This is a genomic window from Shewanella denitrificans OS217 (assembly GCF_000013765.1).
Taxonomy (GTDB): domain Bacteria; phylum Pseudomonadota; class Gammaproteobacteria; order Enterobacterales; family Shewanellaceae; genus Shewanella; species Shewanella denitrificans.
This window is the reverse complement of the sequence record NC_007954.1, coordinates 340582-365425: the sequence shown is the minus strand read 5'-3', so window position 1 is coordinate 365425 and position 24844 is coordinate 340582. Positions and strand designations below refer to the sequence as shown.

The window sequence follows — 24844 nt, the reverse complement described above, 5'->3', positions numbered from 1 at the left end:
AAAACAATTTTTAACGCTCGAGCATTAATGTGCCTCGTATGGCCGTCGCCCGAGGCACAAAGAGGGCGCATTTTATACACGTTCCCAAAGCTAAGGTCAAGTGGTGTTTAATTTAACCAACCTCGCTCTGCGAAGGATACTATTTCAAAATCACCAACAACCATATGATCTAACAAAGAAACATCAATAGTTGCCAATGCATTTTTTAATCGCTCAGTTATTCGCCTATCGGCCTGACTGGGCTCAGCGATACCAGACGGGTGATTATGACATATGATAACCGCCGCAGCCCTTTTTTCTAACACTAAGCTCACCACTTCACGGGGATAAACTGAGGCTGAATCTATGGTACCACGGAACAATTCTACAAATTGGATCACTCTATGTTGGCTATCCAACAATAATAAGGCGAACACTTCATAGGAGCGGTCTGCTAATTGTCTCATTAAATAGTCCCGAGTTAAATCAGGATTTGTCAAAATTTGCCCTCTTTGTAGATTTTCACGAGAAATTCGCTTAGAAATCTCGGCTGCGGCCTGTAATTGAGCATATTTTACCGGTCCAACACCTGGGATCTGACATACTTTGTCCTCAGTCGCCGTCATTAAACTGCGCAAACCACCAAAATGACTGAGCAATAATCGTCCCGTGGTGAGTGCATTTTGGCCTGAGATGCCATTTCTAATTAACACTGCCAGCAATTCTGCATCACTAAGCCGCGCCGCTCCCTGTTGCAGCAGTTTATCTCTTGGACCTTCACCTTGAGGCCAATCCTTAATGGCCATCTGCACTCCTTGGCTGAATGATGCAAAGCATACCCTGAGTATGGTCTAAATTTTCAGTTTAGAGTGTCACTAACCGCCACGCTTTATGCTATCTTAGCGGCAATTAAGACTCAGCTTAGGTGATGAATGTCATGCTAACAGGTAAGAAAATTTTACTCGGGATTGGTGGCGGAATTGCAGCCTATAAAGCCGCCGACTTGATCCGTCGTCTCAAAGAGCGCGGCTGCGACGTCCGCGTAGTCATGAGCCAAGGGGCGCAGGCCTTTATTACCCCACTGACCATTCAAGCCTTATCGGGGCACCCTGTGTCTAGCGATTTATTAGATCCCGCCGCAGAAGCTGGCATGGGCCACATAGAACTGGCACGCTGGGCCGATGCTATGCTCATCGCTCCCGCTACGGCCAACCTTATAGCACGTATTAATGCAGGCATGGCCGATGAACTGATCACCACCACGTGCTTAGCCACCAGCGCCCCGATTATTTTATGTCCCGCGATGAACCAGCAGATGTATCAAAATCTAGCCACCCAAGATAACTTAGCCAACTTGCAGCGCCGTGGTTTTCCCCTCTGGGGGCCAGCATCAGGTAGCCAAGCTTGCGGTGAAGTCGGCCCAGGCCGTATGCTGGAGCCGTTAGATATTGCGCATATGCTCGAACTATTTTTTGCACCCAAACTATTAACGGGTCATAAATTGCTGCTCACCGCTGGCCCCACCCGTGAAGCCATAGATCCTGTGCGCTATATCTCCAATCACAGCTCAGGCAAGATGGGGTTTGCCTTAGCGAAAGCCGCCGCTGAAATGGGCGCCGAGGTCACCTTAGTGGCGGGGCCGGTGAATTTAGCCACCCCTCATGGGGTCAAACGTATCGATGTAGAATCAGCCGAGCAGATGCTAGAGGCTGTCATGGCCCAAGTGGATGAACACAATATCTTTATTGGCTGCGCCGCCGTTGCCGATTATCGCATCGCAACGGTTGCCACAGATAAAATCAAAAAATCGGCTGAGCAAATGCAACTTGCGCTAGTGCGTAATCCTGATATCTTAGCCACGGTTGCTCAGCACAAGCCCAAACTCTTTACCGTAGGCTTTGCCGCTGAAACTCAAGATGTTGAGAAGTATGCTAGAGGTAAATTAGAGAAAAAACAGCTAGATATGATTGCAGCTAATGATGTTTCTATTCAAGGTTTGGGCTTTAACGCCGATGACAATGCACTTGTGGTATTCGATAAAGAATCCTGCCAGCATTTACCAGCAACCAATAAACTGACCCTAGCCCGCCAACTACTGACACTGATAGAGCAAAAATTAACAGCACAATGAAAACTCCTATAGAAGTCAAAATTCTCGACCCGCGTATAGGAACCCAGTTCCCATTGCCAGCCTACGCCACCCCAGGCAGTGCTGGCATGGATTTACGCGCCATGGTAGACACTGAGCTCACACTCGCACCCGGTGAGACTAAGCTCATCCCCACAGGTATCGCCATCCATGTGGCCGACCCAAGCCTTGCCGCGGTCATCTTACCGCGATCAGGTCTAGGCCATAAACATGGCATAGTACTGGGTAATTTAGTGGGTCTAATCGACTCGGATTATCAAGGCCCCTTAATGGTGTCTTGCTGGAATAGAAGCGATACGCCCTTCACCCTAACCTTAGGTGAGCGGCTTGCACAATTGGTATTCGTGCCTGTGGTTCAGGCGCAATTTACCTTAGTGGACGAGTTTGAACGCTCAGATCGTGGTGAAGGCGGATTTGGTCATTCAGGTACCCAATAGCCCTCTAAAGTTGTCACTGAGCCAAGGAAATAGTAATGGCCACTAGCCCAAAAATAAATCGCCGCGAACACATTTTACAGTGTCTGGCACAAATGCTGGAAACCAGCCCAGGTCAAAGGATCACTACCGCTAAGCTTGCCGCTGAAGTGGGTGTTTCTGAAGCGGCCTTATACCGGCATTTCCCCAGCAAGGCACGGATGTTCGAAGGATTAATCGAGTTTATCGAAGACGCTATTTTATCGCGGCTTAATCTCATCATGGATGAAGAGAAAGATACCATGATGCGCTGCCAATTAGTGCTGCAGTTATTACTGGTATTCTCTGAGCGTAACCCTGGCATTTCACGGGTACTTAATGGCGATGCCCTCTTAGGTGAAAACGAAAGGCTACGCAGTCGCATCAGTGTGCTGTTTGCCAAAATTGAAACTCAGCTTAAGCAAATACTGCGGGAAAAAACCTTAAGAGAAGGCCAAGGCTTTAACCTTGACGAAGCCATCTTAGCAAACCTGCTGTTAGCGGTTGCCGAAGGCCGCATCGCTCAGTTTGTCCGCAGCGAATTTAAGCAAAAACCCACACTGCACTTCGATGAGCAATGGACCTTCATTCAGCAACAACTGCTTAGAAGTTAACGCACCGAGGCATAAAGTTAACTGCTTGATAGGATTATCCTGTTAATTTTATGCTTGTTTTTGTAAAATCCCGTCAACATAATTTATTATCCACAAGGATGTATATGAAAGCCCTCATTCTCGGCGCAATAATGGCGTTGTGCTGCCAAAATGCCGCTCAAGCAAACTCACTGTTACAAGCCGAACGATTTAGCCGTGGTGCCGAATTCTCCAATGTTAAGCTGTCACCTTCAGGTGAATATTTAAGTGCTATTACCAATCATGAAGGCAAAGATACGCTCATCATTTTAAATACCAGCAACAAGAAATTGCTTAATGCATTGAACTTCCCTGGTAATGCCCAAGTTGGTGATTATGAATGGGCCAACAATGAACGTATCGTACTGCAAAAAGTGTATTTAAAAGGCTGGACCAATGTACCTCAATACTATGGCGAGTTGATGGCCGTCAATGCCGATGGCTCCCAGGTCCAATACCTGTTTGGCTACAATAGCAATGTCCAACAGACTGGTTCACATATTAAAAAGAATACTCCTATTAGGGCGACAGCTTTTATATTAGATCCACTACCTGATAATAAACAATTTATGCTGGTCAACGCCATTCCTTGGGATGGTAAACGTTCACTCGACTTTTCATTAATCCAAAGTGTTTATCGTGTTGATTTGTATAATGGTAAACGAACAAAAGTCATGAAAGCACCGGTTGGCTACGCTCGTTTTATGACAGATCATACAGGGGAAGTAAGGTTTTCCATTGGCGAAAATAAAAACAATAACACCAAAGTTTTTTATCGCGCCGATGGTAAGTGGCAAGACAGCAAAACGCTTAATCTTGGACTCAGCGATTTAACTCCTATCTCCTTTGCAGATAAACCTAACAGTATTTATGCTGCCGGTCGCGAAATGGGGCAAACGCTAGGCGTGTATAAAATCGATCTCGAAACTGGCGACAAACAAAAGATATTACAAGACCCAAAACTAGACCCCACTGACTATTGGGTAAATCAACAAACTAAACAGCTATATAGCGTCGAATATCAAGATAGCTACCCCACCTATGCCTTCGTTGATAATAAAGACAAACACAGTGTTCAACTTAAACAGCTAATTGCGTCATTTCCAGGCTACCAAGTACATATTGTCAGCGAAACTCGTGACAGCAAACAGCAGTTAATACGCACTTTTAACGATCGCAATCCTGGTGATTATTACCTATTCGATACCGAGAAGGTCAAACTTAGCTATCTGTTTTCAGAAAAGAAATGGCTAGATCCTGAGCTGATGGCTGAAGTTAAACCGATTAGTTTTACTAACCGTGATGGCATTGAAATTACAGGTTATCTCACCCTACCACACGGTCTTGAAGCCAAAAACTTGCCTTTAGTTGTTAACCCTCATGGTGGCCCACACGGGGTGCGTGATGTCTGGGGATTTGAGCCGCAAAATCAGCTTTTTGCTAGTCAAGGTTATGCAGTGCTTCAAGTAAACTTTCGTGGCTCTGGTGGCTTTGGAGAAGCATTTGAAAAGGCTGGCCACCAAAAATGGGGGCTTGATATTCAGCATGATATTATCGATGCCACCCACCATGTGATTGAGCAAGGATTTGCCAATAAAAACCGCATGTGTATCGTCGGCAGCAGCTTCGGTGGTTACAGCGCGCTGCAAAGTGCCATTATTGAACCTGACATGTTCAAGTGCGCCATAGGTGTTGCTGGTGTGTACGACTTACCACTCATGTTTGATGAGGGGGATATATCAGAGAGAAGCGCGGGTTTGAGTTTCTTAAAACAAGTACTCGGTCAAGATAAAACCATACTCAAAGCCATGTCACCGAGTTACAACACAGACAAACTCAAAGCCAAACTGCTGTTAGTGCATGGTGGCGACGATGAGCGTGCGCCTATCGAGCAGTTAGAGTCTCTGGAAGAGGCCCTCAAAGCCCGTAATTATCCCTATGAAAAAATGATAATGGATGATGAAGGTCACGGTTTCTATAACGACGACCACAGGGCGAAATACTATCAGAAGATGTTGAGCTTCTTAGACGCCAACCTTAACCTCTAAGCTTACAACTAGTATGAATGCATAAAAGAAAGCCGATATTTGAATAGGTCGGCTTTTTTATTGCCTCTAGTATTAATTTGCAGCAAATCACGCTATTCTCCCTCCCCCTTGCGGTGTAACGCCATAAAGGTTTTTAAGGTACACTCATTAGCAGTATGACAGAGTCGTTGGAGGATAAGATGGCATTAAGTGACGCCGCAATCAAAGTACAAGCTGCACTGAACGAGCGTGGGCTAGAAACCCCTATGCTGCCAAAAACTTCAACACCTGAAGAGCGTAAGATTAAGATTGAGCACCATATGCGTGAGATCTTAACCTTGATGTCCTTGGATTTAACCGATGACAGCCTGATGGATACCCCAAGACGCATCGCTAAGATGTACGTGGATGAGATTTTCTCAGGCCTAGATTATGACAACTTCCCTAAAATCACTGTCATAGACAACAAGATGGGCTTCGATGAGATGGTCAGGGTGCAAGATATTAGCCTCACTAGCACCTGTGAGCACCATCTAGTCACCATAGATGGTTTAGCCACAGTGGCGTATTTACCGCGGGCTAAAATCATAGGCCTCTCTAAAATCAACCGCATCGTGCGCTTCTTCGCCCAACGCCCGCAGGTACAAGAAAGACTGACACAGCAGATTTTAGTGGCATTGCAAACCTTGCTCGAAACCAAAGATGTGGCAGTAAAAATTGATGCGGTGCATTTCTGCGTTAAATCTCGCGGCGTGATGGACTCTACCAGCTCGACTACCACCACATCCTTAGGCGGGATTTTTAAATCCAACCCAGCCACCCGCGCCGAATTTTTACAGCAAGCCAAATTCTAGAGTACGGATTACGGATTACGGATTACGGATTACGGATTACGGATTACGGATTACGGATTACGGATTACGGTAAAAGTGTAATAAAAAGCTGCATCAATATTACTATTGTGCAGCTTTTTTAATTTTCTAATCTTAGCTAATCAGCTTGCCTAAACTAGATTCCGTATTGCTCACGGTAAGCACTGACGCTAGCAAGCTCTGCTTCCATGCCAGGTTTTGCCGATAGGTAATTGATTAAATCGGCAAGCTTGACGATAGAAACAATTTTACAGCCAAAGTCTCGCTCAACCTCTTGAATCGCCGATAACTCACCCTTGCCTTTCTCTTGCCTGTCTAAAGCAATCAAGACCCCAGCGAGCGTCGCTTGATGCGCTTGAATGATATCCATGGACTCACGAATAGCCGTCCCTGCAGTAATCACATCATCGACCAACATGACTCTGCCTGTAAGCTCGCTGCCCACTAAGCTGCCACCCTCACCATGGGTCTTAGCTTCTTTGCGGTTAAAGCAATAAGGCACATCCAGATTGTGGTGATCGTTAAGCGCCACCGCTGTGGTGGTCGCAATAGGGATACCCTTGTAAGCGGGGCCAAACAACAAGTCGAACTCTATACCTGCATCCATTAAGGCCGCGGCGTAAAAGCGCCCCAAACGCGCCAAGTCGCCACCTGTGTTAAATAAACCTGCATTAAAAAAATAAGGGCTAGTACGGCCAGATTTTAAGGTGAATTCACCGAATCTTAATACCTTACGCGCTAAAGCGAACTCAATAAACGCTACTTGATACTCTTTCACTCTGACTCCTCACTGTTTCTATTGGCTTTAAAAGGGTAAAAAAAAGGGACCCATAAGGTCCCTAACTACTGATTAATTCAATGCGCTTTTCTGCACATCGACGATCTCGCGAATGCTGTTTTTCGCCAGACCCAATAACTCGTTTAACTCTTCGTGGCTGAATGGCTCACCTTCGGCAGTGCCCTGCACTTCGATGATTTTGCCGGTTTCAGTCATCACCACGTTCATATCCGTTTCAGCCGCGCTGTCTTCTAGATATTCTAAGTCACTAATGGCTTCACCTTTATAGATGCCAACACTGACAGCAGCAATAAGGAACTTAAGTGGGTTAGACTTGATAATGTTCTTAGCGCGAGCCCAGTTAAGTGCATCAACCATAGCCACACAAGCACCAGTAATGGCCGCAGTACGAGTGCCACCATCGGCTTGAATAACATCACAATCGATAACGATAGTGTTTTCACCTAGGGCCTTCATGTCAACGGCCGCGCGCAATGAACGGCCGATTAAACGTTGAATTTCCTGAGTACGACCAGACTGCTTACCACGAGCGGCTTCTCTGTCCATACGGCTGTGAGTCGAGCGTGGCAACATGCCATATTCCGCCGTTACCCAACCTTGGCCTTGGCCCTTAAGAAAACGCGGTACGCCTTCGGTGAAGCTCGCAGTACAAAGAACCTTAGTCTCACCAAATTCCACCAACACTGAACCTTCAGCATGGGCAGTAAAATTACGGGTAATAGTGATAGGGCGAGTTTGTGCTGGCGTACGTTTACTTGGGCGCATGAAAAGTCCTGTGGGCTGTGTCGATTCTGGGCGCACATTATAGAGCTTAGTGCAGCGATATACCATGTTAGTGGGTAATTCTCTTAACGCTTATATTGGTATTAATCTTAACGCCTTAACTCTACAAGGGAAAAAGACTATAATCGGTCAAGGCTCAAACACACTTGACCGACAGCACTTACATTCGCTGACACCTAAAAGTAAAACAGCACCCACAAGGATATCCAATGATCCAAAGTATGACAGCTTATGCTCGTATCGAGCACAAAGCCCAATGGGGCACGGCCTCATGGGAAATTCGTTCAGTCAACCAGCGCTACCTAGAAACTTATCTGCGCCTCCCTGAGCAATTTAGAAGCTTTGAGCCTGTCCTTAGGGATCGTCTGCGTAAACGCCTCAATCGCGGTAAAATCGAAGTCAATCTACGTTATGATTTAACCGACAACTCCAGCAATGAGTTGCAACTGAATCAACCGCTCGCCAAGCAGCTGCTTAATGCCGCCAACTGGTTAAAACAGGAAGCCGGTCAAGGGGACGTGAGCCTCACCGACATTTTGCGTTGGCCCGGGGTACTCGCCAGTGCCGAGCAAGACATGGATGCCATAGGGGCAGAACTCATGACAGCCTTTGACTCTGCCATAGATCAATTCATCGAAGCTCGCGGACGTGAAGGCGCTGCCATAAAAGACATGCTACTTAGCCGTTTAGATGGCGTCACAGAACAAATCGCCGCCGTACGCACTCACATGCCAATGGTAATGCAATACCAGCGTGACAAGCTCACCAACCGGTTAGCCGAAATTAGCGGTGAGCTAGACCCCGCCCGCATCGAGCAAGAAATGGTGCTACTGGCACAAAAGCAAGACGTCGCCGAAGAAATGGACAGACTCGAAGCTCACGTGGTTGAAGCCCGCCGTATCCTCAAGAAAGGCGGCAGCGAAGGTCGCCGTTTAGATTTTATGATGCAAGAATTCAACCGTGAATCTAACACCTTAGCCTCAAAATCCATCAGCGCAGAAATCACCGCCGCCGCGGTAGAGCTTAAAGTGCTAATCGAGCAAATGAGGGAACAAATACAAAATGTTGAGTAATGTTTCCGCGGTCACGCTAGAACACTAAAAACCCTATAAAGCCTCAATTTTCGAGGCTTTTTTGTTTTCACCCGTTTCTGTTTGTTCGTAGTTGTTGTAGTATTTGTGGTGGGCAATACGGTGGGCAGCTACCACAAACAAAAATAGCAATGGTGGGCATGGAAGATAATGGCAACAATAACAGCAAAGCAAATACAGACTTTCGCCAATGGTGAACCCAAAAGGCACCCTATTGGTGGCGGCCTCTACTTCGTCGTAAGAAACAGTGCCACTCCTTATTGGATGCTGCGCTATACCTCCAATGGCAAGCGTAAAGAAATCACTTTGGGGCAATTCCCTTACCTTTCACTTGCCGATGCTAAAGCGGAAGCCGCCATTCAAAAGCGGGATATAAACGCTGGCTCAGATCCCCTTATTGTTCGCCAACGAATCAAAGAACAATCCATCAAAGTGGTTGATGATTTATTTAATGACTGGTACGAGTCGGACTTAGTTAAGCGGCTTAAACACCCACATATTCCACAACGGGTATACCGCAATGATATAAAGCCCGCCATCGGAGAAATCCCAATAGATCAAGTGAATGCCAGGGACATTAGGGCTATCGTTCAGAAAATTGCTCAAGAAAGGCCGACAACCGCCAATGATGCGTTAATGTATTTGAAGCAGTTATTCAGGCATGGCATCAAGTTAGATCTATTAGGAAACAATCCTGCCAGTGCATTTACTGTTTCTGACGCTGGCGGCGTTGAACTCAGCAAAGACAGAGCCTTGACCTTCCCTGAGATAGAAAAAGCGTTCAAGCTATTCAAAGCCAACGCTATGAGCTTCACCCGTGATAACTATTTAGCCTGCGCCATGCTGGTCACTTTGGGCCTTCGTAAGAGTGAGCTATGCTGCGCCATGTGGAATGAGTTTGAGTTAGATAAGGCCCTTTGGCACTTACCAGAAGGCAGAAGCAAGACAGGTGCACCTATTACCATTCCACTCCCTCGCCAGGCTATGGAATGGCTGAATGAGCTTAAAATCAGATCTTGTGGCTCTGCCTATGTCTTTCCAGCTCGCCGAACCTCAAGCAAGCCACACATGGGCAATGACACGCTTAACAGAGCTATTTCTAAGCTGTTTGGTCGTGAGCCAGGGCGTAAGGTGCAACCACCAAACCTTATGGGGGATATGCTGCTTTTTACCCCACATGATTTAAGAAGAACTTTCAGGACACTGGCTGCATCCCAAGGTGTGCCTGGTCATGTCGCCGAACGCTGCTTAAACCACAAACTCAAAGGTGTAGAGGGCATTTACGACCGCCACGATTACCTAGAAGAACGCAAGGAAGCTCACGCTAAAGTGGCTGATTTACTCGACCCAATAATCAACGGATGATGAAGATGGAAATCATATCAAGCACTGCACAATTACCAACCTGGTATACACCTGAACGATATATACATTTGAAACGTGCAAGTTACGATGTGATCCTGAATGAACTTTGGTTACGTCATCATGCCAACGAAGACATTGAACAAGGAAAGGAGTGTAAAGAACTATCTTTACTATTTAATAAGCGGTTTATAAACGACTTAGACATTCCTCCAGATGACGCATACAACGCTCTTGGATTGAATGTAAAATTAATATCATCCCCTGTTCTTAAGATATTAGCAGGAGAAGTCATGAGGGACTGTGATGCCACTGATAATAGATATGTCCATGAAATTGGGATGTGCAATCTATTTGGGGATGGTTTTGTAAGCCTGAATTTAAAGCTGGCAACTAATAGTGAAATTATTGATGAGTTCACAATTCTATTAGACAAACTCAGAAAAGAATCAAATATCCCAGAGCCTAAACGCGAGTTCAGGAGTGTAGAGAAATTCGATGCTATTTTTCAAAACCATGTGTTTGAGTATATAGACCTAACTCTTTGGGCCAAAGCCAATAACTTAAAAATTCCACCTAGAGTGTTTGCTGAGGCTATCGTCAATGCTGATAAAACCCCTGCCTTTACTGCAACTGAAATCCAAAACAAAGTTCAGAGAAATGCTCAACAAATCTTGAGTATTAGCTATTTGAAACAATTAGAGGTGGATATAAAAACCCATAGAATCTAATTTTCATCTCATCTTCTTAGGTAAGAAGATGAGCGTTTTTATTCTAATATTCCCCCTAGTATATGCCTGAACTTACCAACACACGTTGAGGCATATCATGACCATCCAATACACCCGCCCTACCCCTGAACAACGCCAGGAACTGCTTAAAGTCGCTGGCGAATCAGATCGTTTAGTTCGTGAGAATGAACGTAAGCAAATCACCACCTTGTCTCGCTCGAGAACCTGGGAGCTAGAACGCTTAGGGCTGCACCCTATCAGAACCAAGCTTGGCGTGAACTCAGTCGCCTGGCTACTCTCAGATCTACTTTGGTTTATCTATCACCCCACACTCACTCAAGCAGTATCAAGTCCCCGTACGACTAGCAAAGCCCAGTTAGGAGCACAGAAATGAATACTCTCTTTCACAATGGGCTAACACTGCCGCTTAGTGATGCACATGTATATCAAAGGCGCGGCATCATCCTCGCTTATCGCAATCAGGAACCTTTGCACTTCACTATTTTACGCTGCCAAGAAGGTAGCGAAGTTCAAACCTATTTTGGTGCGGCTAGAGTAGACAGTATCCAAGACTTTAAAACCATCATGGACTACGGCGATAAGTTCGAGATCGTTAACTCATGGTTTAACTGTCACCAACAGAGACTAGAAACCCCATGTTAAACAACAGAAACACAGACAAATCTCTATTTTCACTTAAACGAGGCTACATGGATAAGGCATGGCAAAAAGACGGCAAAGTCGCAGTGCACATAAACGCTATATCAGTATCCCGCACTGTGTATTGGATTCGACTAGCTACGCTGACCTTAATGGCAGTGCCATCAAATTGCTGACCCTAATCGTTAGGCAGTGGAATGGCTATAACAACGGCAATCTAACCTGTACTTGGGACCAAATGAAACCCTACTTCGGCGGCCAAGACACAATGAGAAGTGCCCTAAAGGCGCTCATTAAACATAGATTAATCGAAGTCACGGGCACAGGCTCAACATCGAGAAAAGGCGGATTACCACCAGTGCTATACGCAATAACCTGGGAGTCAGTAGATGAATATCGTGGACAAGGACAGATGACAACAAAACCGACATTAAGCCCGATTCGGAATGACTGGAATAAGATTAACGACCATAAGATTTCAAAATCACCTGTACTAAAAATTGGTGCAAACACCAGCTAGTCAGTCCCAATAATTGGTGTAAACCGCCTTTAATTGATAAACAGCAAACACCAATTACTGGTGTTTGGGTAACTCACAACAAACCAATTATTAACAATAACAATCAACAACTTAAATTTAACTTATACAGTTTAGAATGCGTAAGGGTTTGTCCCAAAATCTGGTGTGCTTTATATAAGCCATACCCAAACAACAAATTAACTCACTTTATGTCAGAGGAATTATAAGAATGTCAGCTAAAACATTTACTGCGCTAGAACAAATAGAAGTCAAAACCTCACAGATTAAAGCCTTAACAATTCTTGCCCAAGGGAGTCATATTGAAGAATTAAACTCAGAGGATATTGGGCATTTCTTCAACACCCTAACCGATATGACCAATGATATTCAAAACAGCCTTGCCACCTTAAATACCACTCTTAAAGCAAATAAGTAGGCTAATCATGTCAAGAGTGCATTCAGCTAGGGATCGTGACGAATTTGGAGTAATTCTTGATGCGTTGGAACGAAATCACGGACTTAAAGCCCGCTGGCTGGCAGAGTTAACCGCACTATGGGCATTAAGGATCAGCGATTTACTCGCAATTACAACCGCTCAAGTTGATGAGTCTTTTAATACTGGTGAATTCACCATTATCGAGACCAAGACTCAAAAAAATAAAGTGATCACCTTAACCCCTCATGCCATTAAATTACTTAATAAAATGAGACTGACATTCCCAAACAACATATATCTGTTTGAAAGCCGTCATGGAGGTTCGAGAAAACCATTAAGTCGTAAGACAGCTTGGCGTTGGATGTCACAAGTAGAACCTGACGTAATCAAGTGGCGGCGTACCTGTGGCCGCTTAGGGGGCGTTAATCTCGGTACTCACTCTTTGCGTAAGTCAGGCTCACGATTACGACAGCAAGCAGGTGTGACTTTAGAGGAATTACAGCAATTACTTAACCATAGTAAGCCAGAAACAACCATCAACTATCTGGACAATAACGAACAAGACTTAGTCGATACCTTTGTCGCAGGAGATATAGCGCTATTTGGTGAGGGGATCTTAGATCAAAAGAACAATTGAGACAGTTTATAAGTTGCGTCCCAAATGAAAGCTAACACACTGATTTTTATAGATTCATAAATACTAGGATTGATAAGTATTTTAAGCAACCGTTATCAAATAAATCACCGTTTAAAAAGCTGTTATATCAATCTATTACAAGAATTACTCAGTCATTTAAAAACATCGGGGGACCCTGGGGGTTTCAACTTTAACCACGGGTACGAGGCCCGCGGTATCTGGAAAATTATTGCGGCCCCTATGCAACAGCAGCAATGTTACCAGGTCACTGGAAAAAGCCTTGTCTTTACTAGGCTACAGGCTGCCGTTTGCCTCATTTTAGCTACGACGAACGGCGATAAACCGCGGTGTTGTAATTAACTTAAACAAACATCAACAGAGTAGGAGAAAATTTTGAATATAGACTCGAAAACAACAATAGCTGGACTGCCAGCAATGAACGCACGAAAGCTTGTCAGCAGTATCCCCTTTGAAACCAATGGTTTCTCTATTCAATGCTTTGCCAATCGATTTAAGATAAGCCAGGAGATCGCTAAAACCCGTATAGAAGCGTTTGAGTCTGAGGGATACTTTGAAAAAGTCAGGGATGATGGCAAGACAACCCGCTGGCAACTCACCATGAAAGCCGCCACGTTAGCCCAAGCCAGTGCCGCCAAGAAAATTAAGCGAGCAACAGCCGACAAGCACTATCAGGCGTTTCTACAACGAGTCCATGAAATCAATTGCAATGACTCATACCTGTATCGAGTAACCAAGGTAGCATTGTTCGGCAGCTACCTATCAGGGACAGGGCCTGTGAGTGATATCGACTTGTTCATTTGGGTATCATGTAAGCCGAAATTTGATACTGACTTTTCAATAATTCGAGAGCAGAGAACCAAGGAAATGCTCGCTGAAGGTCGCCGCTTTAAAAATTTAAGCGGAGAAATGCACTGGCCTGAATTGGATGTGAGAAAATATCTAAAAAACGGTTCAAGAGTCATCAGCATTCAGGGGCATAACGAAGGCTACGAGCTATTTGAACATAAAATTGTATTTGGCATAACCAACTAGAAGCGGAATGTCTATCTTGACTTAGTCAAGACATCCGAAAGTAATATGACTCATAACAGGCCTTTGGTGATAAGTGATGCTAGCATGCAAGAGAGTCTGGTAAACTCCCATCTTTACTCTACCGGACATAGTGATTTTTTGGCTATTCGAGCGTAATACCGTCAGTCCGATAAAGTACACACCATATTTTTAGTAATTAGTTGGATAGTGAAGAATTCACGGTCTCCAGAGGCTTTTTTATGTACAACGTCAATTTTAAAAAATTTTTAAGCCTTTACCAAAATCCACTGCCTTCAACCCGGTCTGGACCTTTGTTTAATGCTTTCTCTTATCCTACCAAAATTTCTCCTGAAGCCATCGCAGTATTCATAGCTTCACATACGAAGCCTGGTGGGACTGTGTTGGATACATTTGGAGGAAGTGGCACAACTGGACTTGCGGCTCTTTTATGTGATAAACCAACTGAAGGCATGAAAAAAATGGCATCAGATTTGGGTATTGAGCCAGAATGGGGGCCTCGAAATGCGCATATTTTTGAGATCGGAGTATTAGGATCTTTTGTATCCAATACACTTTGCAACCCTCCAAATCCAACTACTTTTTCAGAAGCAGTGAAATCACTAATCGAAAGAGCAAACAAAAAATTAGGTTGGATGTACAAAGCAAAAGATATGTGTGGCAATGAAGGTTTTATTCGTCACATTATTTGGTCAGATGTAGTCGTCTGCTATCACTGTAAAACTGAAGTATCGTATTGGGATGCTTCTGTCCAGAAGAGTCCTCTTGCACTCATGTCAGTTTTTAATTGCCCATTTTGTAAAAAAGAATGTGTCATTAATGATTGTGAAAGAGCATTAGAAGAGGTTGTAGATGATTTTTCAAATAAGATATTAAAACGAAAAAAACGAATACCTACTAGAATTTATGGTCAAAGCGGGAAAAGTAAATGGCAAAGAGAACCAAATCCCGAAGATTTGCAATTAATTGATCTTATTAAAATACATCCTCTTCCTTCAACTTCTCCAAATATGGAAATAGAATGGGGTGATTTATATCGTTCAGGTTACCACAAAGGAATATCTCATCTTCATCATTTTTATACCCGAAGAAACTTTATCGTAATTGCAACACTTTTTGAACTATGCAACGATTTTGAAGAGGTCATAAGAGATGCGCTTCGATTGCTAATACTTAGTTATAACGCAACACATTCTACTTTGATGACAAGAGTCGTTGTAAAGAAAACTGAAAAAGATTTTGTGCTTACTGGAGCGCAAAGTGGTGTCTTGTACGTAAGTGGTTTACCAGTTGAGAAAAACATTTTTCAAGGTATACAACGTAAATCTACAGCTTTTGAAAAAGCATTTTCACTTGTTCGCGGAAGTACGAGTAAAGTAGTTATAAATAACTCTAGCAGTGAGAAACTTAGTCTCCCTGACGGTTGTATAGACTATGTTTTCACTGACCCTCCATTTGGGGACTATATTCCCTATGCAGAATTAAACCAAATTAATGAATTATGGCTAGGTTCAACTACCAATCGCACTCAAGAAATTATTGTTAGTAAAGCTCAAGGAAAAGGAGTAGAGCAATATAGTCAAATGATGGCATCCGTGTTTTCTGAAATAGAGCGTGTTTTGAAGCCTGAAGGATTAGTAACGGTAGTTTTTCATTCTGCTAAATCAAATATTTGGCAAGCTCTGACTAATGCTTATCAAAAGGCTGGGCTTTCGGTTCGTGCAACAAGCGTGTTAGATAAATTACAAGCAAGTTTCAAGCAAGTAGTTTCTACCGTATCAGTGAAAGGTGATCCGCTCCTTTTATTAACTAAAGGGGAAGTGGAGCATGCGACAAAGTTTAATGCTAGTGACATTATGGATGAAATATTAAATAAAGCATCAATCGCTGTAGGTGTTGAACAAACTTCAGAAAGGCTCTACTCAAGGTTTGTATCTCGCTGCCTAGAGCTTGGTATCAAAGTTGATATAGATGCCAAATTATTTTATTTGAAAAAACAAGAATATTTGAAGGATAAATAGTGAGTCCAACAGAAAGTTTTGCCACAAAAGAAGGCTTTGTAGGAGAGGCTGAGCGACGAAAGAGGTTGGGACAATACTTCACTGGTGTTCGATTAGGTAAACTACTAGCTTCATTGGCAAACGTAAGTATAGCAAAATCTGTGATAGACCCTATGGCTGGTAATGGAGATATGTTAGCTTCTTGCTTAGATCTAGGTGTTCCATCGAACTCCCTCAGTGCTATTGAAATTGATCCGATTGCATACCACGGATGTGTAAGCCGAATTAAAGGTGGAGACATCATATTGGGAAACGCATTTAATCTTAAATCTTTTGAAAGTTTAAAATTAAAACAATGGGATCTAGTTATAACCAACCCCCCATATGTGCGTTATCAAAGTATGTCGTTGAAAGCTGGTGAGGAATTTTTATTACCAGACGCGAAAGAAGTTCGTAATGGCCTTTATAGCATCATAGACTCACTTACTTCTTTAGATAAAATCGACAAAACACTATTTAAAGAACTAATACATGGATACTCAGGTTTATCTGATCTTGCAGTTCCTTCTTGGATACTAAGTGCTGCTTTAGTAAAAAATGGAGGATATTTAGCATTAGTACTACCAGAATCATGGCTTTCTAGAGATTATGCATTGATCATTCACTATCTACTTCTTCGTTGGTTCAAGATTCAGTTTATTGTTGAAGATGAGCACGCTTGCTGGTTTACTAATGCTCAAGTAAAAACAACGCTTTTAATTGCTCGCAGAGAACCTCGTAAAGCATCCGCTTTTCAACCCATGAATAACGACACTTTTCTTAATATTAAAATATCAAAAAAATCAATAGGAACTAATAGCCTGTTAGATAATGTATACCCTGGTCGTGAAAATAAAGAAAAATATTTTTCAGACCAAGCAAGGAAATGGTTAAAAGAAGGTACTCAATTTAAATCAGAAAACATTGAAGTAATTCACGTACCATTTTCACATGTCATTAGAAATATTGAAGGCGTATGTAGAAAACAAAAATGGTTCCATAAAATAGAAGATGAGAGCACTAATTCTTCGAATTTTTCATACGTAAATTTACCGTTAGATTTACACAAATGGTTAGTAAATAGCATCAAATCTATACCCATTTCTTCACTAGAAGAAATGGGTATAGATATTGGACAAGGCCTGCGGACTGGAGCTAACTCTTTTTTTTACGTAGAAGCATGCGGAATTGATGGGGAAAATGTAGAGGTACAACTTTCAAAATCATTCAATTATGGCAAGATTAAAATTGATAGATCTTGTCTTCAACATGTTTTACGTCGACAATCTGAACTACCAAAACATTATGTTATTGATCAATTAGAGCTAAAAGGCAGAGCCTTATCACTGCAAAATCATGCATTATTCGATGATATAGAGACAAACGGTATTTTAGCAAAAGAATCATACCGAATTATAAATAGTGAGTTAGAGTTTTTAATTAAAAAAGCTGAAACATTGAATTTTGGAACAGATAATATACCCAAAAAGATAGTTGAACTATCGGCTGTAAAACCAAATATAAGAACATCTAAAATAAAACAAAATATACCACCCAAGTTTTGGTATATGCTTCCAGAATTTGTAAAAAGACATAAACCTGATTTATTTATACCGAGAGTAAACAATGACTCTCCAAAGACATTTTTTAATCCTGGACGTTTATGTTTAATTGATGCTAATTTTTCAACAATTTGTCTAAATGACAATTCAGTTTTTGATGTTTACGCGTTACTAGCATTACTTAATTCATCTTGGTGTAAAGCAGCTCTTGAATATACATCAAGTGTTATGGGTGGTGGAGCCTTAAAAGTAGAAGCTACACATTTACGTCGTTTACCAGTTCCAAATTTTGAACCAATAACTTGGAAAAAGTTTTCAATTCTTGGTCAAAAATTATCAACTACCAAAATATCTGAAAAGTGTAATGAAATCATTGAGCATATTGATATTGAATTCGCTAAAAGCTTTTTCTCTGAAGAAGATGCCCCCCTAGCGGTACACGAACTAAGAAAACTAATTCAAGATGCGGTTCTGCGAAGGAAAGCGCATAAATAATAAGGTATTAATATGGATATTATTTTTGATATCGAAGTGGCAAAAAATCACATTAATAATGCAATATTACTCGTTAAAAATAAAGCTTCTGAAGCCAAGGTACGTGATTCATTTTCCCAGTACCTCCCTCAAATGTTCCCTGAAGCACCTTGGTGGGTCAAATATCATGCACTGGGGAGTGAAGAGCACGTAAAATTTCATAAAAATGGAAAGGTGCGTTCAGGGTTTGTTGATACCCTTATTGGTGCGACTGTAATTGAATATGAAAAAGACCTTACTGTACAAACAATTTTTGAAGCAGGTTATGGACAAGTAAAGGATTATTGTGCATCACTTCTTAATAAAAACCACAATAAAGAAATTATTATCGGAGTACTTTCGGATACCGTTAGATGGCATGCCTATCGAATTTCTGAAGTATTACCTCTTTCATATATTGCAGGTGCTACAACATACGGACGAGAACATGTTGTACTGGAAGAATTGGAACAAGTTGATCTTTCAAGAAATGCTGATGATGCATTATCTCTCTATTATTTTTTAACACGGTATCTCGGTCGAGAGGGTGCTAGGCCTCTTGGCGCGAAAACTTTATCTTTTGACTTAGGATTCGAAAGTACTTTCTGTGCGCAACATATTAATGCTGTTCGAGACATAGTAACGCAAGCATTTGAAAGTAACAAAAAATATTCAGATCTGATTAAAAAGCTCTGGATTGATTTTGTTTCTTATATTGGTGATTCTGAAGATACAAAATCATTCGATGAAGAGTCCTATATTTCTGAACTTTACATGCTAACTCTTGCAAAATTACTTTGCGCCAATGTGTTAGAAAGCAAAGCTTTGAAAAGTGACAATGCAGAAATAGAGTCCATTTTGAATGGTTCCTTTTTTAAAGCTAAAGGCTTAACAAATCTTGTTGAATATGACTATTTCGGCTGGCTAAATGATACGCCATATGCAATTCATTTAATTCCAATAGCGAAAGACATTCAAAGTGATTTAAGAGCATATGATTTTAAATCAGTACCTGAAGAAGACTTGTTTGGTACATTGATGGCTCAATTAGCCAGAAGATCGCATCGTATATTGTTAGGTCAAGAATGGACGCCTGCTTGGCTAGCTCAAAAGGTTGTAAAAAATGTTTTTGATAAGTTACCTGAAAACGTTGATCCACTATTAGTTGATATGTGTTGTGGATCTGGGGCAATGGTAATAGAAGTTGTTAAACAGAGCAAACACCGACTCATGAAATTAGGTGTATCTGCCAGCAATGGTGGGATGATACGACTATCTAAAGCAATAACAGGGTTTGATATCGACCCTCTCGCTGTAATGTTGGCCAAAGTTAGCTGGGTATTGGCTGCTCGCGATTGGTTCGGTGGTCTAGATGCTGGTGAAATAGCAATACCAATTTACCACGCTGACTCATTATTTGCTGTTACACCTATTTCAAAAATTAATGACTTAAAAAAAGAAGAGAAATTCCACACTCTTTCACTTGATAACATAGAAATTAATCTTCCAGCATTTCTCATCACACCAGAATGTAGAATGCTGTTTGAAATGATTATCGATAGAGGTTATGAAATTGCGATGTACAGTGCTGACCAAGAAAAGTCTGCTATTACAAAAAAAATAACTGATAATATGGTCAATAAATTACTAAATGAGAGCAGTTCAGTCTTATCTTTAGCAGATATCACTTCAGTTAAAGATTTTTCTCATGATTTACTGAATGCACTAGATCAACTTCAACGTGATGGACGAAATGGAATTTGGGCATTTGTACTAAGAAATAGCTATAGACCAGGACTTGTTGCGGGTCAATTTAACGGTGTTGTTACAAACCCTCCTTGGTTAGCATTAAGTAAAGTAGCAAATAATCCATACAAAAATGCTTTACGTCAGAGAGCTGAAAACTATGGGATTAAACCTGAGGGTTCATCTCACTTACATATTGAGATGGCCACTGTATTTCTTTTACATGCCATTGAAAGGTATCTTCTAGAAAATGCTGTTATTGGTTGTATCCTCCCTGATAGTGTACTTAACGCGCATCATCACAACTTATTTAGAAAAGGAAATTATCTAAATTCACACCGTGCTGTTACTTTTGATGTTAATGAACTTTGGCGTATAGAAAAGGGAACTTTCAAAAATGAAGCTATAGTTCTTTACGGTAAAAAATGTAAGCATGAATCCAGAGAGTTTTTTGATGGAAAAATTGTGAGCCCATTAAGTTCTTCTGACTTAACATTTCATAATGTTCAACAAGGAAATAGAACTGCTTGGACAGATAAAAAAGTAATAGGGAAGGCAAAGTTTGGTTTGTATAACCCTGCTAGTTTTAATCAAGGACCTGATATCATGCCACGCACTCTCATATTCCATGATTTCACTCCAGGAACACAACATACTCCGAAATGGAAAATTAGCCCAATAGATCGGACAGTAAGTGATTTTAGATATTTAGTTACTCAAGCGAAGAAGCATAAGCATTTTACACTTAATGCAGACTCTGTTAGTGACACATTCATTTATGACATTTTACTATCAAATCATTTAACTCCATTTGGTATTTCGACTCCAGCAAAAGGTTTATTACCCATACTAAAAGTTGACAATGGAACTTGGGAATCGGTATCGGAAATTGATCTATCTTCATTTTCCTATGGCACCTATTCTGCTTTTAAAAAAATATTCAAAGAGTCTAGAACAACATCCGCTGAGTTTTTTGACAAACTAAATACAAATAGAGGAAAACTAGTCTCACAAAATATACCAACACATGGATGGTTAATTCTCTATGGTGCGGGGGGGAGTAATGTATGTTCTACTTATATTAAGTCTAATGCTTATTCACAAAACAAATTAATTATTGACCAAACTTTATATTGGTCTCACGTTCAATCAGAAGAAGAAGCTTTATATCTTACAGGTTTACTAAATAGTGAAGCTGTATGCCTGGTTATAAAGGAATTTCAACCTCGTGGGGCTTTTGGTGAAAGGCATATTCACAAACTTCCGATTGGTGCAACACCACCATACAATCCAATGGATATAGTTCACATAGAAGTTGTAGCGACAACTAAACAGCTTATGGTTGATTGGGATAATTTTAAAAAGTCTATTCCTGATGAGATTATGCAACTCCTAAATCCCAATTCATCTTCATTATCTATCCGTCGAAGAAAAATTAGAGAAAAAATAAAAAATTTACCAAGCTATCCTGCATACGAGCAAGCATGTAGAGATTTATACGGTTTATAGATAGTTGAGGTAAACCTATAGGGTCTCATAATACTTATATTGCGGCCTTTATTGTAAAAACCGGCGTAAAATAAACTTATTAAACAATGATATATGGATTGCGTTTGACTGTTGACAAATTATTCAGCATTGAAAAACTGGCTCTAATCATTTATGCGCTCCTTGCTTTGTTTATACCTACTTAGTGGTGGGCAAATAGGTGGGCAAACTACAGGGTAAGATTCAGATCACAAGTAAAATACTTGTATTTAAAGTGTTTTTAAATGCAAATCAACAAGCAAATACAAAATGTTGAGTAAATTGCCTGGAGCAATTTATCGCGGCTGAAAAGCGCCCGTGAGTATCAGGGAAGATACCAATAATCATGTTTTAGCCAATTCCAGAGAATTCTAAAAGCCGTTATAACACAGGTTGTTACGGCTTTTTTTTGTTTTTATAGGTTCGTGTTTGTTTGCTATTTTTTAAGACAAAGTGGGACTAAAATGGGAGACGGCTTGAGTAGATGTTATTAATGCAACCTGATTAATTCCCGTTTCTAAGTGATGCAGATGAACGTTCTAGCCCAGGGGTTGAGCTTAATTGAGCCTGTCATTAGTTAACTACCACACTTTCTAAGCTATGCGCTTAACTCTGTCAGTTAATCCGCTCAATATTGAATCCCGTATGTGCGCTGGAAAATCATCTGGCAGCTGCGCCTTAACCTTCACAACCACAGCCTCTACCTTGTCAGCAATGTCGTGCATCATCTCCATCATAATCCCAGTATCAAAGCCCACAGCTTTAGCGGTTTGGATAAAGTGCCGTGGGAAAATTTGGTTGATTTGATATTTCTTACCTTTCGTCGCCTTGAACCCCATCGCAAGCTTGGCATCGCGAATATTTAAGCCTTTACCGCCAATAACAGGGTACATGGATAAAATATCGTAAAAAGGCGTTAGTCGATATCCGCCATCGGCCTCAATGAACAGTGAGAAGTTTTTAGCATGGCCATCGGTTGCGGCTAAAAGCCAAAACAAAACCTGGGACTTGATGAAGTTAACTCTGTCTCGCTCTGAGTTCATCGAACCCAATAGATAAGGCATAATTTGTTCAATACCCGGGCCACCATGGCTCTCATATTTTTTCGCTGGTGGAATATTTAATGCCTGACAAAAGTCTTCTTGGGGCAGCCGCATAATCCATTGACCATCAGACGAGAGCCTGCGATCGAATCGCTCCACAGCAAGCGCTTTAATATCACCCACTTTGATTATTGAGCACTCGGGTGCATCTAATCCAAACTCTCTGACTATCATCATGCACAGGTATTCGTTTTCGACGCTGTCAGACATATTTATGCTGTGGGAGTGGCTGTTTATTTCACCTATGGGCAGCTTAATAATATGGGTCGTGGGTGTCGATTTGATAGGCAGTCGCCACTGTCCATTGAGTTTAAGTAATGCCGTCTTTTCTTGGGCACCGGCAATAGAAATCCTAAAGTCATCGTCATCGGCTAACATGCCTAAGGGGATATTTGACTGATAACCCTTGAGTACTTTTTCCAACTGCTTTTCGGATAGCGGTTTAGACTCAATCTTTTTTACATCAAAGGGAGTCTGACCATGGGGGATAAGCTGTAATGCACCCACACTGTCTTGACCAATTTTAGCCAGTAGGTCAAACGCATGGGTCGAATCAGCATTATGACGAGCAACGACTCTGTTTCTCACTTCGAGATTATCAGGTAGCAAATTATCGAAGAAGTTATAAACTTCATCACCTTTATAAGCTTGCTTGCGTAGCGGCATAGACAAAGAAATTGGGCGACTACCGGGTATCGCTAACCACTGCGGGGCATACGCAAACTGATGAGAGCCTGTGGATGATTTGGTAAATTCACCCACAAGGTAGCCATTCATATAAACATCGAGCACTGCCATTACCACTCCTCCTTCCATTCTTGCTCAGGCACTGTGGCGTTACCATGGCGGCGCTCATCCACCAGCTGTGGATTTCTAACCTTTATATCTAGCTCTAGGTTTAATGCAGAGAGGATCTTAAACAGCGTTTCTAATTTGGTCGAATCTGGGTTCAGCTCAAAGCTTGACACTGTATCCTGGCGAATACCGACCTTGCTCGCCACCTTGCTTTGCGAGAGCTGCGCATTCAGTCGCGCATCTTTTAGATACGTACTAAGCTGCTTTGCGTTGGTCACCTTCATGATAGCTTTACCTTTAAACTGTACTTAACGCTTACTGTACACGCTAAAGCAGGTAAATCAAGGTTTACACGCTTAAACCGTTAAAAACACATTCACACGCTATAGGCGTTAAATATAGTTCAACCCGCTACAGCGGGTAACCTGACCATAAAATACAAAAGAAATGAGGGAGTCATTGCCAAGGAGTGCGGAATTTAATTGAAATGCAAAAACGACACAGCTAACCAGCTAACCAGTTAACCAGTTAACCAGTTAACACTTAACACTTAACAAAATGGGACTAAAGTGTTCACACTGAGGATGTATATCGCTAATTCTTTTTCCGAAGGAAAAGTCCCATACGGATAAACACTTCAATCGTGTTGTTTGCCGTTATATAAGCCATAAACATTTTTTTATTGCTAATTTGGAGCAAATCAAACGCACGTTTTAGGTGTGTTTGAACAGAACTGCTTTCAATTGTCAGCAAAGAGGCAATTTCTTTCACTGATATATTCAGCGTTGACAGAGACAAGCACTCTACTTGCCTTCGAGTTAACTTAGTACTGAGCAGCTGTTGGATCACATCAAACAGCTTTTCAGTACTATTGGATTCTTGCTGACCGAACCGAGCATCGAAAGACGTGCCAATAAGCTGACTGATGATACTTTGAATATGAACCTTGGATGAATAACGAATAACCTTGTCCTGCATAAAAACAAAATTGGTTATTCCACTATAAATAATTGGCCTACCCGTTGCTGAAATATCAAGGAACTCCCCCAGTTGGCGCCCCTTGGCCGTCCATTCGATAATCACTTCACCGTTATGTGTAGCAACACTATTTTCCGTATAGCTTAAGGTTGGAAATGCCCGATACCATAATTTCAATGTATCGCAAAAAGATTCATAGCCGACTGACAGTTTGATCGGACTTTCTATGGTCGTATTTTGGGTCATCATATCTTTGATATGATCGGATGTTTTATCATTCCATGTCAGCTCCATCAGCGCTTGAGCCTTACGAATGCAGGTTTGTCTATGAGTAAAAATAATCACCTTCCTAGCATTATCTTTTGTCTACGCCGCTGCGC

General features: G+C 41.8%; 23 protein-coding genes. 17 read left to right on the top strand and 6 right to left on the bottom strand.

What is annotated here, in order from left to right:
* Positions 1-107 precede the first annotated feature (107 nt).
* The gene (gene radC / locus SDEN_RS01725; RefSeq protein WP_011494788.1) at positions 108-785 is read right to left on the bottom strand and encodes a RadC family protein; all 678 of its coding nucleotides are present in this window, start codon (positions 783-785) and stop codon (positions 108-110) included.
* Positions 786-907: 122 nt separating this feature from the next.
* Between radC and coaBC the strand changes: the two genes are divergently transcribed.
* The 5 genes from coaBC (at position 908) to folE (ending at position 6093) form a co-directional block, all read left to right on the top strand.
* The gene (gene coaBC / locus SDEN_RS01720) at positions 908-2110 is read left to right on the top strand and encodes a bifunctional phosphopantothenoylcysteine decarboxylase/phosphopantothenate--cysteine ligase CoaBC (RefSeq protein WP_041405634.1); all 1203 of its coding nucleotides are present in this window, start codon (positions 908-910) and stop codon (positions 2108-2110) included.
* Positions 2107-2565, top strand: coding sequence for a dUTP diphosphatase (gene dut / locus SDEN_RS01715; protein ID WP_011494786.1), 459 nt, complete (start codon positions 2107-2109; stop codon positions 2563-2565). Before coaBC ends, dut begins: the two co-directional genes overlap by 4 nt.
* 35 nt (positions 2566-2600) lie before the next feature.
* A complete protein-coding gene (gene slmA, locus SDEN_RS01710) occupies positions 2601-3194 on the top strand; it encodes a nucleoid occlusion factor SlmA (protein WP_011494785.1) in 594 nt (197 codons plus the stop codon).
* Positions 3195-3298: 104 nt separating this feature from the next.
* A complete protein-coding gene (locus SDEN_RS01705; protein WP_011494784.1) occupies positions 3299-5260 on the top strand; it encodes an alpha/beta hydrolase family protein in 1962 nt (653 codons plus the stop codon).
* Between the two features lie 179 nt (positions 5261-5439).
* Entirely contained in the window at positions 5440-6093 is a 654-nt protein-coding gene (gene folE, locus SDEN_RS01700; RefSeq protein ID WP_011494783.1) for a GTP cyclohydrolase I FolE, read from the top strand.
* A 154-nt stretch (positions 6094-6247) separates the two neighbouring features.
* Here the strand turns inward: folE and pyrE are convergent, their stop codons facing one another.
* Both pyrE and rph read right to left on the bottom strand, forming a co-directional pair.
* Entirely contained in the window at positions 6248-6889 is a 642-nt protein-coding gene (gene pyrE / locus SDEN_RS01695) for an orotate phosphoribosyltransferase (RefSeq protein WP_011494782.1), read from the bottom strand.
* A gap of 72 nt (positions 6890-6961) precedes the next feature.
* Positions 6962-7675: a ribonuclease PH gene (rph, locus tag SDEN_RS01690; protein WP_011494781.1), complete on the bottom strand. Its 714-nt coding sequence runs from the start codon at positions 7673-7675 to the stop codon at positions 6962-6964.
* A gap of 227 nt (positions 7676-7902) precedes the next feature.
* Between rph and SDEN_RS01685 the strand changes: the two genes are divergently transcribed.
* From SDEN_RS01685 to SDEN_RS01630, 12 genes are all read left to right on the top strand, one after another.
* On the top strand, positions 7903-8766 hold the full coding sequence (locus SDEN_RS01685; RefSeq protein ID WP_011494780.1) for a YicC/YloC family endoribonuclease: 864 nt from the start codon (positions 7903-7905) through the stop codon (positions 8764-8766).
* Between the two features lie 168 nt (positions 8767-8934).
* The gene (locus tag SDEN_RS01680; protein ID WP_011494779.1) at positions 8935-10149 is read left to right on the top strand and encodes a tyrosine-type recombinase/integrase; all 1215 of its coding nucleotides are present in this window, start codon (positions 8935-8937) and stop codon (positions 10147-10149) included.
* Positions 10150-10154: 5 nt separating this feature from the next.
* Positions 10155-10877, top strand: coding sequence for a DUF6387 family protein (locus tag SDEN_RS01675; protein WP_157599812.1), 723 nt, complete (start codon positions 10155-10157; stop codon positions 10875-10877).
* Positions 10878-10974: 97 nt separating this feature from the next.
* Positions 10975-11271: an AlpA family phage regulatory protein gene (locus tag SDEN_RS01670; protein ID WP_011494777.1), complete on the top strand. Its 297-nt coding sequence runs from the start codon at positions 10975-10977 to the stop codon at positions 11269-11271.
* The gene (locus SDEN_RS01665; protein ID WP_011494776.1) at positions 11268-11540 is read left to right on the top strand and encodes a hypothetical protein; all 273 of its coding nucleotides are present in this window, start codon (positions 11268-11270) and stop codon (positions 11538-11540) included. Before SDEN_RS01670 ends, SDEN_RS01665 begins: the two co-directional genes overlap by 4 nt.
* A gap of 58 nt (positions 11541-11598) precedes the next feature.
* Positions 11599-12057 carry a hypothetical protein gene (locus SDEN_RS19695; protein ID WP_011494775.1) on the top strand — a complete coding sequence of 153 codons (459 nt, stop codon included), beginning with the start codon at positions 11599-11601 and terminating at the stop codon, positions 12055-12057.
* A 229-nt stretch (positions 12058-12286) separates the two neighbouring features.
* The gene (locus tag SDEN_RS01655; RefSeq protein WP_041405633.1) at positions 12287-12493 is read left to right on the top strand and encodes a hypothetical protein; all 207 of its coding nucleotides are present in this window, start codon (positions 12287-12289) and stop codon (positions 12491-12493) included.
* Positions 12494-12500: 7 nt separating this feature from the next.
* Complete coding sequence (locus SDEN_RS01650) at positions 12501-13130, top strand: tyrosine-type recombinase/integrase (RefSeq protein WP_011494774.1); 630 nt, start codon at positions 12501-12503, stop codon at positions 13128-13130.
* A gap of 435 nt (positions 13131-13565) precedes the next feature.
* Positions 13566-14183 carry a nucleotidyltransferase domain-containing protein gene (locus SDEN_RS01645; RefSeq protein ID WP_011494773.1) on the top strand — a complete coding sequence of 206 codons (618 nt, stop codon included), beginning with the start codon at positions 13566-13568 and terminating at the stop codon, positions 14181-14183.
* Positions 14184-14422: 239 nt separating this feature from the next.
* Positions 14423-16222 carry a DNA methyltransferase gene (locus SDEN_RS01640; RefSeq protein WP_011494772.1) on the top strand — a complete coding sequence of 600 codons (1800 nt, stop codon included), beginning with the start codon at positions 14423-14425 and terminating at the stop codon, positions 16220-16222.
* Positions 16222-18297, top strand: coding sequence for an Eco57I restriction-modification methylase domain-containing protein (locus SDEN_RS01635; RefSeq protein ID WP_011494771.1), 2076 nt, complete (start codon positions 16222-16224; stop codon positions 18295-18297). The genes SDEN_RS01640 and SDEN_RS01635 overlap by 1 nt, the downstream gene beginning before the upstream one ends.
* 12 nt (positions 18298-18309) lie before the next feature.
* Positions 18310-21570, top strand: a complete 3261-nt coding sequence (locus SDEN_RS01630; protein WP_011494770.1) for an Eco57I restriction-modification methylase domain-containing protein — start codon at positions 18310-18312, stop codon at positions 21568-21570.
* Between the two features lie 611 nt (positions 21571-22181).
* Here SDEN_RS01630 and SDEN_RS01625 read toward each other — a convergent pair.
* The 3 genes from SDEN_RS01625 to SDEN_RS01615 form a co-directional block, all read right to left on the bottom strand.
* Positions 22182-23489, bottom strand: coding sequence for a type II toxin-antitoxin system HipA family toxin (locus tag SDEN_RS01625; protein WP_011494769.1), 1308 nt, complete (start codon positions 23487-23489; stop codon positions 22182-22184).
* Positions 23489-23770, bottom strand: a complete 282-nt coding sequence (locus SDEN_RS01620) for a helix-turn-helix domain-containing protein (RefSeq protein WP_011494768.1) — start codon at positions 23768-23770, stop codon at positions 23489-23491. The genes SDEN_RS01625 and SDEN_RS01620 overlap by 1 nt, the downstream gene beginning before the upstream one ends.
* Positions 23771-24080: 310 nt before the next feature.
* Entirely contained in the window at positions 24081-24809 is a 729-nt protein-coding gene (locus SDEN_RS01615; RefSeq protein WP_011494767.1) for an ester cyclase, read from the bottom strand.
* Between the last annotated feature and the right edge of the window lie 35 nt (positions 24810-24844).